Annotated in this window: 12 protein-coding genes and 1 riboswitch; of the genes, 10 read left to right on the top strand and 2 right to left on the bottom strand. The window is 61.1% G+C overall.

Features of this window, described 5'->3' with window-relative positions; all coding sequences use genetic code 11:
- Positions 1-10: 10 nt before the first annotated feature.
- The gene (gene waaA / locus QOM10_RS02425; RefSeq protein WP_316917521.1) at positions 11-1285 is read left to right on the top strand and encodes a lipid IV(A) 3-deoxy-D-manno-octulosonic acid transferase; all 1275 of its coding nucleotides are present in this window, start codon (positions 11-13) and stop codon (positions 1283-1285) included.
- Between the two features lie 89 nt (positions 1286-1374).
- Here the strand turns inward: waaA and QOM10_RS02430 are convergent, their stop codons facing one another.
- The gene (locus QOM10_RS02430) at positions 1375-2808 is read right to left on the bottom strand and encodes a TolC family outer membrane protein (RefSeq protein ID WP_127925592.1); all 1434 of its coding nucleotides are present in this window, start codon (positions 2806-2808) and stop codon (positions 1375-1377) included.
- 206 nt (positions 2809-3014) lie between these two features.
- Positions 3015-3120: riboswitch (TPP riboswitch) on the top strand.
- A 146-nt stretch (positions 3121-3266) separates the two neighbouring features.
- On the opposite strand from QOM10_RS02430, the gene thiC reads away from it, so the two are divergent.
- Together thiC and cytX are read left to right on the top strand one after the other, a co-directional pair.
- Complete coding sequence (gene thiC, locus QOM10_RS02435; RefSeq protein WP_077570562.1) at positions 3267-5156, top strand: phosphomethylpyrimidine synthase ThiC; 1890 nt, start codon at positions 3267-3269, stop codon at positions 5154-5156.
- Positions 5157-5320: 164 nt separating this feature from the next.
- A complete protein-coding gene (gene cytX, locus QOM10_RS02440; RefSeq protein WP_160038004.1) occupies positions 5321-6613 on the top strand; it encodes a putative hydroxymethylpyrimidine transporter CytX in 1293 nt (430 codons plus the stop codon).
- Here the strand turns inward: cytX and QOM10_RS02445 are convergent.
- On the bottom strand, positions 6582-7328 hold the full coding sequence (locus QOM10_RS02445; protein ID WP_134175867.1) for an RsiV family protein: 747 nt from the start codon (positions 7326-7328) through the stop codon (positions 6582-6584). The two genes, cytX and QOM10_RS02445, sit on opposite strands and share 32 nt — an antisense overlap.
- A 227-nt stretch (positions 7329-7555) precedes the next feature.
- Here QOM10_RS02445 and QOM10_RS02450 point away from each other — a divergent pair, with 227 nt between their 5' ends.
- The 7 genes from QOM10_RS02450 to QOM10_RS02480 all read left to right on the top strand — a co-directional run bounded on the left by QOM10_RS02450 (position 7556) and on the right by QOM10_RS02480 (position 13903).
- The gene (locus QOM10_RS02450) at positions 7556-8173 is read left to right on the top strand and encodes an NUDIX domain-containing protein (protein ID WP_316917522.1); all 618 of its coding nucleotides are present in this window, start codon (positions 7556-7558) and stop codon (positions 8171-8173) included.
- Positions 8164-8616 (top strand): DUF1249 domain-containing protein, encoded by a 453-nt coding sequence (locus QOM10_RS02455; RefSeq protein WP_016985685.1) that lies wholly within the window; start codon positions 8164-8166, stop codon positions 8614-8616. Before QOM10_RS02450 ends, QOM10_RS02455 begins: the two co-directional genes overlap by 10 nt.
- Before the next feature lie 99 nt (positions 8617-8715).
- Positions 8716-9531 carry a 3',5'-cyclic-AMP phosphodiesterase gene (gene cpdA / locus QOM10_RS02460; protein ID WP_127925595.1) on the top strand — a complete coding sequence of 272 codons (816 nt, stop codon included), beginning with the start codon at positions 8716-8718 and terminating at the stop codon, positions 9529-9531.
- A 304-nt stretch (positions 9532-9835) separates the two neighbouring features.
- Entirely contained in the window at positions 9836-10444 is a 609-nt protein-coding gene (locus tag QOM10_RS02465; protein WP_150750094.1) for a YqiA/YcfP family alpha/beta fold hydrolase, read from the top strand.
- 41 nt (positions 10445-10485) lie between these two features.
- Positions 10486-12393 carry a DNA topoisomerase IV subunit B gene (gene parE, locus QOM10_RS02470; RefSeq protein ID WP_034151667.1) on the top strand — a complete coding sequence of 636 codons (1908 nt, stop codon included), beginning with the start codon at positions 10486-10488 and terminating at the stop codon, positions 12391-12393.
- Positions 12393-13382 carry an esterase-like activity of phytase family protein gene (locus tag QOM10_RS02475; RefSeq protein WP_127925597.1) on the top strand — a complete coding sequence of 330 codons (990 nt, stop codon included), beginning with the start codon at positions 12393-12395 and terminating at the stop codon, positions 13380-13382. The genes parE and QOM10_RS02475 overlap by 1 nt, the downstream gene beginning before the upstream one ends.
- On the top strand, positions 13379-13903 hold the full coding sequence (locus tag QOM10_RS02480; RefSeq protein WP_053116749.1) for a TIGR02281 family clan AA aspartic protease: 525 nt from the start codon (positions 13379-13381) through the stop codon (positions 13901-13903). Before QOM10_RS02475 ends, QOM10_RS02480 begins: the two co-directional genes overlap by 4 nt.
- Positions 13904-13907 lie beyond the last annotated feature (4 nt).

The raw sequence follows: 13907 nt of genomic DNA on the forward strand, positions 1-13907 counted from the left end.
CTCCGCCGCCATGAATAGAACTCTCTACACCGCGCTGTTTTACCTGGGGCTGCCATTGGTGGCGATTCGGCTATGGCTGCGAGCGCGCAAGGCGCCGGCGTATGCCAAGCGGATTGGCGAACGCTTCTCCTACGGCATGCCGACGCTGCAACCCGACGGCATCTGGGTGCACGCGGTGTCGGTGGGCGAAAGCATTGCTGCGGCGCCGATGATCCGCGCCTTGCTGCAACGTTATCCACAGTTGCCGATCACCGTGACCTGCATGACGCCGACCGGTTCGGAGCGGATTCAGGCGCTGTTCGCCAACGAGCCGCGCATCCAGCACTGCTATCTGCCGTATGACTTGCCGTGTGCGGCGGCGCGGTTTCTTGACCGCGTGCAGCCAAAGCTTGCGGTGATCATGGAAACCGAGCTGTGGCCCAATCACATTCATCAGTGCGCCAAGCGTGGAATCCCGGTGGCGCTGGCCAATGGACGTTTGTCCGAGCGTTCCGCACGCGGCTATGGCCGCTTCAGCAAGCTGACCGCGCCGATGCTTGCCGAAATGAGCTTTTTCGCCGTGCAGACCGAAACCGAAGCCCAGCGTTTCCGCGATCTGGGTGCGCGCCCGGAAACGGTCGAGGTCACCGGTTCGATCAAGTTCGACCTGACCATCGACCCGCAGTTACTGCACCGCGCGGCCGACCTGCGCGGCCAATGGCAGGCACTGGAGCGCCCAGTGTGGATCGCCGCCAGCACCCACGAAGGTGAGGACGAAGTGGTGCTCGATGCCCACCGTCGCTTGCTGGCCAATCACCCGGATGCGTTGCTGATCCTGGTGCCACGTCACCCGGAACGCTTCAACTCGGTGTTCGAACTGTGTCAGCGCGAAGGCTTCGCTACGGTTCGGCGTTCGACCGAAGCCAATGTCGATGCGCAGACGAGCGTACTGCTCGGCGACACCATGGGTGAATTGCTGTTTCTCTACGCACTGGCGGACAGTGCGTTTGTCGGCGGCAGCCTGGTGGCCAATGGTGGGCACAACCTGTTGGAGCCGGCAGCCTTGGCGAAACCGGTGATCAGTGGCCCGCACCTGTTCAACTTCCTCGACATCGCCGCGCAGTTGCGTGAAGCCGGGGCGTTGGCGGAAGTGGATGATGCCGAAGGGCTGGCGGTGGAGGTGCAACGCTTGTTCGAGTTGCCGCGTGATGCGCAGCGTATGGCCGAGGCCGGGCTGGCGGTGATGCGCCGCAACCAGGGCGCGTTGCAGCGTTTGCTGGATGGTTTGGGCAGACTGATCAAGTAAGCAAAAAGATCGCAGCCTTCGGCAGCTCCTACAGGAAACGTATTCCAATGTAGGAGCTGCCGAAGGCTGCGATCTTTTGTTTTTAAGGCTTAAGGCCGGGCCTTGAGCTGCGCCTCGGCCGCTTTGGCCAGATCCGGCGGGAGAAAATCCTTGTCCGGGTTGTAGTCGGCTTTCAGATAACGCCGCAGATCTTCCAGATCCCCCGGATTCAACGTCCCCGCCGCCTGCTTCAAACGCAGGTTGTCGAGAATGTAGTCATAACGCGTGTTGTTGTAATTGCGCACCGAGGTGTACAGCTGACGCTGCGCATCGAGCACGTCAACGATGTTGCGCGTACCGACCTGATAACCGATTTCCGTGGCTTCCACTGCGCTCTGGTTGGAAATGATCGACTGACGACGCGCCTGCACCTGCTCGACATCGGTGTTCACTGCGCGGTGCAGGTTGCGGGTGCTTTCGACGATCTGCCGACGCAGCGATTCGCGCTGTTGTTCGCTCTGATTCAGTTGCTCATACGACTGGCGCACCTGTGAGCTGGTCAGCCCACCGCTGTAGATCGGGATGTTCAGTTGCAAGCCGACTGTGCTCTGCTCGACGTTGTCGCGGTATGGCACACCGAAAGCGTTCGGGTTGGAAAACCCCAGGGCGTCGTTGTCACCCTTTTCGTATTTGGCCACGGCATCGAGGGTCGGCAAGTGGCCGGCCTTGCGCTGCTTGAGGGTCTGCTCGGCGGAGCTGACGGCAAAGTTGCTCGCCAGCAAATTGAGGTTCTGTTTCGCTGCAGTATCGACCCACGCCTTGGCGTCGTTCGGCGCCGGCGGCAGGATCGGCAGCGTGTGGACGATGCCTTGGATCGAGTTGTACTGACGGTTGGTCAGGGTGATCAGCGCTTCGAACGCATCATCGACCTGACGCTGCGCAACAATACGGTTGGCGCGGGCGGTGTCGTAACTGGCTTGCGATTGCAGCACGTCGGTCTTGTCCGACAGGCCCACATCGAAACGCTCGTTGGACTGGTCGAGCTGGCGCTTGAACGCGGCTTCTTCAGCCTTGGTCGAGGCGAGGTTGTCCTGGCTGCGCAGCACGTTGAAATAGCTTTCGGCCGATTGCAGGATCAGGTTCTGTTCGGTCGCTGACAGTTGTAGCGCGGCTTGCTCATTGACGTCTTTGGCCGCTTGGTACTGGAACCAGCGATCAGCGCGAAACAACGGCTGGGCCAGAGTCGCCTGATACGAGTGAGCGCTGCGGTTGGCAGTGGCCGAGGGCTGATCGATCGACGTCCGCACATTGGCCACTTCGGCACCGCCCGACAGGTTTGGCAGCAGCCCGGCGCGGGCCTGCGGCACCACTTCTTTCTGCGCGCCGTACTGGGCGCGGGCGGCGGCCAGATCGGCGTTGTTGTCGACTGCCTCCTGATAGACGCTGACCAGATCGGTTTTGGTCGACAAGGGCGCTTCTGCTGCCCAGGCCATTGCGTTGGACGCACAAGACACGGCAACAGCCAGTGAGAGTTTGCGCAGCATGAGGCGATCCCTAGCATTAATATTATGGAAGTAATCCGGGCGCCAAAGGTAAGGCGCAGGCCCCACAGCGTCAAGGCATGGCAGGGCAAAGCGAGTGTAGTTGCGCATTTGCCTCACAACAATCGGGCGAACCTGTGTATTTGCGCCATTCATCATGGTGATTGCTGCGGTGTTGGCGTTCTTTGCCGGTTGTGTCTAGACTGGCCGGGTTCTTGTCGGGGTGCCTTGCTATGAGGCTGAGATCGAATAATTTCGGATCCCGTTGAACCTGATCAGGTTAGCGCCTGCGTAGGGAACAAGATTTCTCGTCACCCGGCGAGTCCTCTTGTGCTTCGTCCGGGAAATTGTTCGACAATCGAACGCTCGACGACGATGCACAGCACCGGTCCTGGTGCGTCCGTGCCTTTCAGGTTCTGCTCCGACAATCCACTGCCTGGATGCTGTCTGGAGAGCCCGTGATGACTACAAAATCAAAAAACGCGATCAACCTGAGTGACTCGGCCAAGGTCGACGAGCAATCGGTCAAGCCGTTCACCCGTTCGCAAAAAGTCTACGTTCAGGGCTCGCGCCCGGACATCCTCGTGCCGATGCGCGAAATCACCCTCGACGTGACGCCGACCGATTTCGGCGGTGAAATCAACGCGCCGGTGACCGTCTACGACACCTCTGGCCCGTACACCGATCCGAACGTGGTGATCGACGTACGCAAAGGCCTCGCCGATGTGCGTTCGGCGTGGATCGACGACCGTGGCGACACCGAGCGTCTGGCCGGCCTGAGCTCCAACTTCGGTCGCGAGCGCCTTGCCGATCCGGAACTGACCAAACTGCGCTTTGCCCACGTCAACAACCCGCGTCGCGCCAAGGCTGGTGGCAACGTCACGCAAATGCACTATGCGCGTCAGGGCATAATCACGCCCGAGATGGAATTCGTCGCCATCCGCGAAAACATGAAGCTTGAGGTGGCCCGCGCCGCCGGCCTGCTGGATCAGCAGCACCCGGGCCACAGCTTCGGCGCCAGCGTGCCGAAAATCATCACCCCGGAATTTGTCCGTGAAGAGATCGCCCGTGGCCGCGCAATCATTCCGGCCAACATCAACCACACCGAACTGGAACCGATGATCATCGGCCGTAACTTCCTGGTGAAGATCAACGGCAACATCGGCAACAGCGCGCTGGGTTCGTCCATCGAAGAAGAAGTGGCGAAACTGACCTGGGGCATTCGCTGGGGCGCGGACAACATCATGGACTTGTCCACCGGCAAGCACATTCACGAAACCCGCGAGTGGATCATCCGCAACTCGCCGGTGCCGATCGGCACGGTGCCGATCTATCAGGCGCTGGAAAAAGTCGGCGGCGCGGCCGAAGACCTGACCTGGGAGCTGTTCCGCGACACGCTGATCGAGCAGGCCGAGCAGGGCGTCGACTACTTCACCATTCACGCCGGCGTGCTGCTGCGTTACGTGCCGCTGACCGCCAAACGCGTGACCGGTATCGTTTCCCGTGGCGGCTCGATCATGGCCAAGTGGTGCCTGGCGCATCACAAGGAAAACTTCGCCTACACGCATTTCGAAGAAATCTGCGAAATCATGAAAGCCTATGACGTCAGCTTCTCGCTGGGCGATGGCTTGCGTCCGGGGTCGATTGCCGACGCCAACGATGCCGCGCAATTCGGCGAACTGGAAACTCTCGGCGAACTGACCAAGATCGCTTGGAAGCACGACGTGCAAACCATGATCGAAGGCCCGGGCCACGTGCCGATGCAGTTGATCAAAGAGAACATGGACAAGCAGCTGGAATGCTGTGACGAGGCGCCGTTCTACACCCTCGGGCCGCTGACCACTGACATTGCGCCGGGTTACGACCACATCACCTCGGGTATCGGGGCGGCGATGATCGGCTGGTTCGGTTGCGCGATGCTTTGCTACGTGACGCCGAAGGAACATTTGGGCTTGCCGAACAAGGATGACGTGAAGACCGGGATCATCACCTACAAGATCGCCGCCCACGCAGCGGACTTGGCCAAAGGGCATCCGGGCGCGCAGATTCGCGACAACGCCTTGAGCAAGGCGCGTTTCGAATTCCGTTGGGAAGACCAGTTCAACCTCGGTCTGGATCCGGACACCGCGCGTTCGTATCACGATGAAACCCTGCCGAAGGATTCGGCCAAGGTCGCGCATTTCTGTTCGATGTGCGGACCGAAATTCTGCTCGATGAAGATCACTCAGGAAGTCCGCGAGTACGCGGCCAACCAGCGGATCGACGCGGTCGACGTGGACGTCGCCCAAGGCCTGGCGGAACAGGCCGAGCGGTTCAAGAAGGAAGGCAGTCAGCTGTACAAAAAAGTGTAAGCGGCAAGCTGCAAGCTGCAAGACTGATCGTTCCCACGCTCCGCGTGGGAATGCAGCCCGTGACGCTCCGCGTCACTGGACGCAGAGCGTCCCTAGAGGCATTCCCACGCAGAGCGTGGGAACGATCACAACACAACAACAAATGTCCCTCTGAGATAACACCCTTGAGCATTCAACCCAGCACTTATTCCCCCGACCTCGTCGTGCCCGCCGACAAGCGTGTATTCGGCGGTCGCGATCTGTTTTCCCTGTGGTTCTCCCTCGGCATCGGCCTGATGGTTTTGCAGACCGGCGCATTGCTCGCGCCAGGTTTGGGCCTGTCCGGTTCGCTGCTGGCGATTTTCCTCGGCACGCTGGTCGGCGTGCTGTTGCTGGCCGCTGTCGGCGTGATCGGCAGTGACACCGGCCTGTCGTCGATGGCCGCGCTGAAACTCAGCCTTGGCAGCAAAGGCGCCAGCCTGCCGGCGCTGCTTAATCTGCTGCAACTGATCGGCTGGGGCTCGTTCGAAATCATCGTCATGCGCGATGCGGCCAGCCTGCTCGGCACTCGCGCGTTCAGCGAAGGTTCGCTGTGGTCGAACCCGCTGTTGTGGACGCTGTTTTTCGGTGCGTTGGCGACGTTGCTCGCGGTGAGCGGGCCGCTGACCTTTGTGCGGCAGATTCTGCGCAAGTGGGGCATCTGGTTGCTGTTGGCGGCGTGCCTGTGGCTGACCTGGAACCTGTTTGCCAAAGCCGATCTGGCCGATCTCTGGTCGCGCGCCGGTGACGGTTCGATGCCGTTTGCCGTGGGCTTCGACATCGCTATTGCGATGCCACTGTCGTGGCTGCCGCTGATCGCCGATTACTCACGATTCGGCAAGCGGGCGAAGAACGTTTTCGGTGGCACCGCTGTGGGTTTTTTCATCGGCAACTTCTGGCTGATGAGCCTCGGCGTCGCCTACACCCTGGCCTTCGCGCCAAGCGGTGAAGTCAACGCGCTGTTGCTGGCACTGGCCGGCGCCGGGCTGGGCATTCCGCTGTTGCTGATTCTGCTCGATGAGTCGGAAAACGCCTTCGCCGATATTCACTCGGCAGCGGTTTCCAGCGGGATTCTGTTGCGCCTGAAAGTCGAGCATCTGGCCTTGGCCATCGGCGTGATCTGCACGCTGATCGCACTGCTCGCGCCGTTGGCGCAGTACCAGAATTTCCTGCTGTTGATCGGCTCGGTGTTTGCGCCGCTGTTCGGCGTGGTGCTGGTCGATCACTTCATTCTGCGCAAGCGCAGCGCTCAGGTCGCGTCGGCCGCATTGCGCTGGCCGGCGTTGTTGGCGTGGCTGGGTGGCGTGAGCACCTACCACTTGCTGGCGAATCTGTATCCGGATGTCGGCGCAACCCTGCCGGCGCTGGTGCTGGCAGGGCTGTTGCAACTAGTGCTGGGCCGGGCCTTCAGTTACGGCCGGGAAACAGCTCAGGCTTGAGAATGCCGTTCAGACGCGGATAAGGAATCTTCAGTTCGACGTGGCCCAGCGCGTAAGGCGCGATGGTGGTCACGTCGTACTTGAGGATCACGCCGCCATAGGTCAGCGCCACGTTCGGGGTTTTCACGAACGGCCAGTTCGCCACGAACTCCGGCTCCTGATCGAGCTTGGTGCTGATCAACCAACTGTTGTGCGCGACTTGCGCCGCCTTCCAGAACGCCTCTTCCTGACCCGGCACAAGCATGTCGGACAGGTTCAGCACCTTGTGCTGCTGGCGCGAATAGTTGATGAAGCCGCGACCCGGTGTGCCATGCGCACCGCCGGTGTCGAGGTAGCTCGACACCTCGATGATCACCAAGCCGTCATGCTGCTCGCGTACTTTCGCTTGCAGGTAGCTGCTGTTGCGTGGGCCGGCGCTGGCCAGAAACTGATCGCGATAGGCCGCCAGAGTCGGCGCAACCGGGGCGTTCTTCTCGGTGCGGGTCATTTGCAGCAGGCGTTTTTCGATGATGCCGTCCAGCGCAGGTTCGTCCGGGAAGCGCAAGGTGTCGATGTTCACCAGTGGGCAATCCGGGTTGGAACAGCCCGGTTTCAGTTGCTCTGATGCATCGCGGGTGGTTTCCAGCGGCGTGCGGTAGTTGGGCTGGAACAGGCTGGCACACGCGCCCAGGGTCAGGGCAATGGCGGCCACGGAGGCAATTTTGAAAAGCGACATGGGCGTCCTTTCGAAAGCAGGGGAAGGCAAAAAGTTACCGCTTCGACTCTCAACGAAGCAGTCAGTTCGCCACTAAGCTAATTAGAGTGGGTTTCGCCTCCACCGTCCATCCCGCTGACGGTAAAGGGGCTGCATCAAACGGTGCGGGCGCGTTAGGATGGCGCGAAGTCGAGGTTGCCAGCGACCAAAAGCAACTTCGTGATGGATGTGCAGTAAAGAGGATGCTTATGACTGATTTTGCCAATGCCATTCCGACCACCGTCGACGTCGTGCGGCGCGAACGTTGCTATGAGGGCTTCTACAAGCTCGACCGTTTGCACCTGCGCCATGAATTGTTCGCCGGTGGCATGAGCCGGGAGATCAACCGTGAAGTGTTCGTGCGCCACGATGCCGTGTGCATGCTGCCCTACGATCCGCAGCGCGACGAAGTGGTGTTGATCGAACAGTTCCGCGTCGGCGCCATGGGCAAGACCGATAACCCGTGGCTGGTCGAACTGGTCGCTGGTCTGATCGACAAGGATGAACAACCGGAAGAAGTTGCTCACCGCGAGGCGCAGGAGGAAGCTGGGCTGGACATCAAGGCCTTGTGGCCGATGACCAAATATTTCCCGTCGCCGGGCGGCAGCAACGAGTTCGTGCATTTGTACTTGGGGCGTTGCTGCACCGACGGCGTTGGCGGCCTGCATGGCCTGGAAGAAGAGGCAGAAGATATCCGTGTCACGGTCTGGGCTTTTGAAGATGCCTTGCAGGCCGTCCGTGACGGACGCATTGCCAACGCGGCGAGCATCATCGCCTTGCAGTGGCTGGCGCTCAATCGCGCCGAAGTGAGGGGGTTATGGTCGTAAACAAGTTGCGCGATCGCTATCGAGTCGACCTCGTGGGGCTGCAAGCCGCCTGCGAGGCCAACTACGCGCGCCTGATGCGACTGCTGCCGGACATGCGCAACGAGCCCGAGGCGCGGCGCATCGCCGTGACCCAGGGCGAGCAGATGCTCGGCGTGCTGGCCCTCGAAGTGCTGCAAACCTGCCCGTACACCACCACTTTGCAGGTGCGTCAGGAGCACAGCCTGCCATGGCTGCCGGTGCCGCAACTGGAAGTGCAGGTCTATCACGACGCGCGCATGGCTGAGGTCGTCAGTGCCGAACATGCACGACGCTTTCGCGGCATCTATCCTTACCCGAACGCGGCCATGCATCAGCCGGATGAAAAGGCCCAGCTCAATCTTTTCCTGGGGGAATGGCTGAGTCATTGCCTGGCGTTGGGGCACGAGTACGAAGTCGTTCGTTAGTTGTGAACTGCGTCCGGTTCGCCGCTTTCCTCTTTCACTGATCCCCCAGCATAATTGCGGCACTTGATCGATTCCGTGCTTTTGCCTTGGGAGAACGCCTTGCCGAGCGTATCCACATTGACCCCCGCCGATCCGGCGTTGCTGGTGCAGTTGTCCGACAGCCATTTGTTCGCTGAAGCGGACGGCGCGCTGCTGGGCATGAACACCCGCGAGAGCCTGCAAAAGGTCATCGAACTGGTGCTGGGGCAGCAGCCGCAGATCGATCTGATTCTGGCCACCGGCGATATCTCGCAGGACGGCACGCTGGAGTCGTATCAGCAGTTTCGCCAGATGAGCGCGCAGATCGACGCACCGGCGCGTTGGATTCCTGGCAATCACGACGAACCGATGATCATGGCCCAGGCCGCCGTGCAGAGCACGCTGCTGGAACCGGTGGTCGATATCGGCAACTGGCGGGTGACGATGCTGGATTCGGCGGTGCCGGGTTCGGTGCCGGGGTATTTGCAGGACGATCAACTGCAACTGCTGGCCCGCTCGCTGAGCGAAGCGCCGGAGCGCCATCATCTGGTGTGCTTCCACCATCATCCGGTTTCGATTGGTTGCGCATGGATGGAGCCGATTGGCTTGCGCAATCCCGAGGCATTTTTCGAGGTGCTGGATCGTTTTCCACAGGCCCGGGCGGTGTTGTGGGGGCATGTGCATCAGGAGATCGATCGTGAGCGCAATGGCGTGCGGTTGATGGCTTCGCCGTCGACGTGCATTCAGTTCGAGCCGGGGAGTGAGGATTTCAAGGTAGGGGAGCAGGCGCCGGGATATCGGTGGTTGCGGTTGTTGCCGGATGGGCGGTTGGAAACCGGAGTTGAGCGCGTTACCGGTTTCGCCTTCACCGTCGATTACGGCTCTGACGGTTACTGATTGCCAATCAAAAGCCCCTCATCGGAACGCCGCCCGCCCAGCCCTCTCCCAGAGGGAGAGGGGGCCGACCGAGGTGTCTTTCGCTATCCATCGACCTGAAGCAGCGTTGTCGATTATGGATTCACAGCACAGCGTTCAGGTCGATGTAGTTCGCAAATATCCCCCATTCGGTCCCCTCTACCTCCGGGAGAGGGCTAGGGTGAGGGCAGCTCGTGCTGTCACACCAAATTATCGAGCCCACCCCCAATCCGCTCTTCTCTCCCTGTAAACTCCGCAAACCCAAACCGACACCCAGGGAGCTCAAATGTCTGGTTCGATCCTCTATATCCACGGTTTCAACAGCGCCCCGGCCTCGAAAAAGGCCTGTCAGTTGGTGACGGTGATGGAACAGCTGGGTTTGAGCGACAAACTGCGTGTCCCGGCCCTGCATCACCACCCGCGCGAAGCCATCGGTCAGTTGGAACAAGCGATTGCCGAACTGGGCAGCCCGCTGCTGGTGGGAAGCTCACTCGGCGGCTACTATGCGACTCACCTGGCCGAGCGCCATGGCTTGAAAGCCCTGCTGGTCAACCCGGCGGTCAGCCCGCACCGGATGTTCGACGGCTATCTGGGCCCGCAGAAAAACCTGTATACCGATGAGATCTGGGAGTTGACCCACGACCACGTCACGGCCCTGGCTGAACTGGAAGTGCCGGCGCCTCAGGATGCGCAGCGCTATCAGGTATGGTTGCAGACCGGCGATGAAACACTGGACTATCGCCTCGCCCAACAGTATTACCGCGCCTGTGCCTTGCGCATTCAGGCCGGCGGCGACCATGGTTTTCAGGGTTTTGCCGGGCAATTGCCGGCGTTGCTGAGTTTTGCCGGCATTGGCGCCGATTTGTTTCAGGCAATCGATTTCACCGCACTGTGAAGTCTTGCCCCTATTTCATGAATGACTGACGACGAGACCCTATGGCCACTCCCAGCGCTAGCTCTTATAACGCCGACGCCATCGAAGTCCTCTCGGGCCTCGACCCGGTGCGCAAACGCCCCGGCATGTACACCGACACCAGTCGGCCGAACCACCTCGCCCAGGAAGTCATCGACAACAGTGTCGACGAAGCCCTGGCTGGCCACGCCAGATCGGTGCAGGTCATCCTGCACGCCGACCACTCGCTGGAAGTCAGCGACGACGGCCGTGGCATGCCGGTCGACATCCACCCGGAAGAGGGCGTGTCGGGTGTCGAGCTGATCCTCACCAAACTCCATGCGGGCGGCAAGTTCTCGAACAAGAACTACCAGTTCTCCGGTGGTTTGCACGGCGTAGGTATTTCCGTGGTCAACGCCTTGTCGACCGAAGTGCGCGTACGCGTGAAGCGTGACGGCAACGAATACCAGATGACGTTCAACGACGGCTTCAAAGCCTCGGAACTGGAAATCGTCGGCACCGTCGGCAAACGCAACACCGGCACCAGCGTGTACTTCGCGCCGGATCCGAAGTATTTCGATTCACCGAAATTCTCCATCAGCCGCCTCAAGCACGTGCTCAAGGCCAAGGCTGTGTTGTGCCCGGGGCTGCTGGTCAGCTTCGAAGACAAAGGCACCGGCGAGAAAGTCGAGTGGCATTACGAAGACGGTCTGCGCTCCTATTTGGTCGATGCCGTCAGCGAATTCGAACGCCTGCCGGACGAGCCGTTCTGCGGCGCTTTCGCTGGTAACAAGGAAGCGGTCGACTGGGCGCTGCTGTGGCTGCCGGAAGGTGGCGATGCGGTGCAGGAAAGCTACGTCAACCTGATCCCGACGGCGCAGGGTGGTACCCACGTCAACGGTTTGCGTCAGGGCCTGCTCGATGCGATGCGCGAGTTCTGCGAATTCCGCAGCCTGCTGCCGCGCGGTGTGAAGCTGGCGCCGGAAGACGTCTGGGAACGCATCGCGTTCGTCCTGTCGATGAAAATGCAGGAGCCGCAATTCTCCGGCCAGACCAAAGAACGTTTGTCGTCCCGTGAAGCCGCGGCGTTTGTCTCCGGTGTGGTCAAGGACGCGTTCAGCCTGTGGCTCAACGCCAACCCGGAAACCGGTCTGGCGCTGGCTGAACTGGCGATCAACAACGCCGGTCGGCGCCTCAAGGCCAGCAAAAAGGTCGAGCGCAAACGCGTCACTCAGGGCCCTGCGTTGCCGGGTAAGCTGGCTGACTGCGCCGGGCAGGACCCGATGCGTTCCGAACTTTTCCTCGTCGAAGGTGATTCCGCCGGCGGTTCCGCCAAGCAAGCGCGGGACAAGGAGTTCCAGGCGATCCTGCCGTTGCGTGGCAAGATCCTCAACACCTGGGAAGTCGACGGCAGCGAAGTGCTGGCCAGCCAGGAAGTGCACAACATCGCCGTGGCCATCGGTGTCGATCCGGGCGCGGCGGACATGAGCCAGTTGCGTTACGGCAAGATCTGCATTCTCGCCGACGCCGACTCCGACGGTCTGCACATCGCAACCTTGCTGTGCGCGCTGTTCGTCCAGCATTTCCGTCCGCTGGTGGATGCCGGTCACGTCTATGTGGCGATGCCGCCGCTGTACCGCATCGACCTCGGCAAAGAGATCTACTACGCCCTCGACGAAGCCGAGCGTGACGGAATTCTCGATCGTCTGGTCGCCGAGAAGAAACGCGGCAAACCACAGGTCACCCGATTCAAAGGTCTGGGTGAAATGAACCCGCCGCAGCTGCGTGAAACCACCATGGACCCGAACACGCGGCGTCTGGTGCAACTGACGCTGGGCGAAGACTTCGCCGAAACCTCGGAAATGATGGACATGCTGCTGGCGAAGAAACGCGCCGGTGACCGCAAGACCTGGCTCGAATCCAAAGGCAACCTCGCCGAGGTACTGGCCTGATGCGGTTTGGCTGGGCCTTGGCGGGTGCGTTGCTGTTGTGTGCGATGAGCGTGTCGGCCGAGCCGTTGCAGGAGTTGCGCGTGCTCTCCGGGCACCCGGTCGACGGCATGCGCGGCGGTAACCTGTCGGGGCTGGCCATGTGTGGCGGCGAGTTGTGGACGGTGTCGGACCGCGATGACGATCAGATCTATCGGCTCAATACCGCCGATCAGGTCTGGCAGGCCGAAGCCTTGCACATCGACGTGCCGCTGGTGCCGGAGACCGGTTTGCCGTGGGGGTTGCGCTCGCGCAATTGGGCCGCGTCGTTCGTGCGCGGTGGCGATCTGGATTTCGAGGGCATCAGTTGCGACAGCGCCGGCAATCGCTACATTGTCAGCGAGGGCCATGCGGCGGTTTTGCAGGTGCCCGTCAGCGGCCCGGTCAACTGGCTGAAGATCTCGCCGATGATGGTTCGCGAAGCGCGGGCCAGTGGCATGCTCCTGCATTTCAATGCGATCTTCGAAGGCCTGGCGATCAGCCCTGCGGGTGATCAGATGTGGCTGGCCGCCGAACGGCAAAGCCGTGGCTTGCTGCTGATCAAGCGCCAGCAGACGGTGTGGGATTGCGACGGTCGTTGCGTGCTGCTCAGCGAGGGCGGCAAGGAAATGCAGCCGCCGCAGTTCCCGAAGGCCAGAGCGGTTGACCGAGACTTTTCCGACCTTTCGTTGTTTAACGGCAAATTGTTTACCCTTGAGCGCAACGCCTTCCAGATTTGTCGGCGCGATGCGCAGACCGCCAAGGTCGAGCGTTGCTGGTCGTACGCCGCTGAACTGTTGCAGGCCAACCGCCGTTACTCGCAGAACTTCGGGTTGGAAGAGGCGCTGATCGTTGACGCTGATGGTGCATGGGTCGGCGTCGACAATAATTTCGGCCCGCGCGCCGACGGTGAGGTTCGGCCGATCGTCTGGCGCTTCGCCGCACCTGACGGTGGCTGGAGCGCCAAGCCATGAGCCAGCAACCGCCGGGCAAGCGCGCCGGTCGGGTGCTGATGATTCTGGCCTGGTGCGCAGCTCTGTTTCTGGCGACGCGGTTTTTCGGCCAGTGGGAGCAGCGCCAGCAGAATCCGAACGTGGTGGTCAGTTCGGAGCAGGGCGAAGGTTTTATCGAAGTGAAACTGGCCGGCAATGCCCAAGGGCATTTTGTCGCCAGCGGTCAGATCAACGGTGAGCCGGTGGAGTTCATGCTCGACACCGGCGCAACCGATGTGGCGATCCCGGCTGATCTGGCCAAACGTTTGAAGCTGGAAGAAGGTTTCGGAGTGACGCTGAGCACGGCGAACGGCCTGAGCCAGGGCTATCGGACCAAAATTGCCCGTCTGCAACTGGGTGACATCGTGCTGCGGGACGTCCGTGCATTGGTGGCGCCGGGGCTGCATGGCGATCAGGTGCTGCTCGGCATGAGCGCCCTGAACAAACTTGAATTTACTCAGCGCGGTGGCACCATGCTGCTGCGCCAGACAACGAACCGATGAGGCC

Origin of the sequence: Pseudomonas sp. P108, assembly GCF_032613195.1 — a bacterium.
GTDB lineage: Bacteria > Pseudomonadota > Gammaproteobacteria > Pseudomonadales > Pseudomonadaceae > Aquipseudomonas.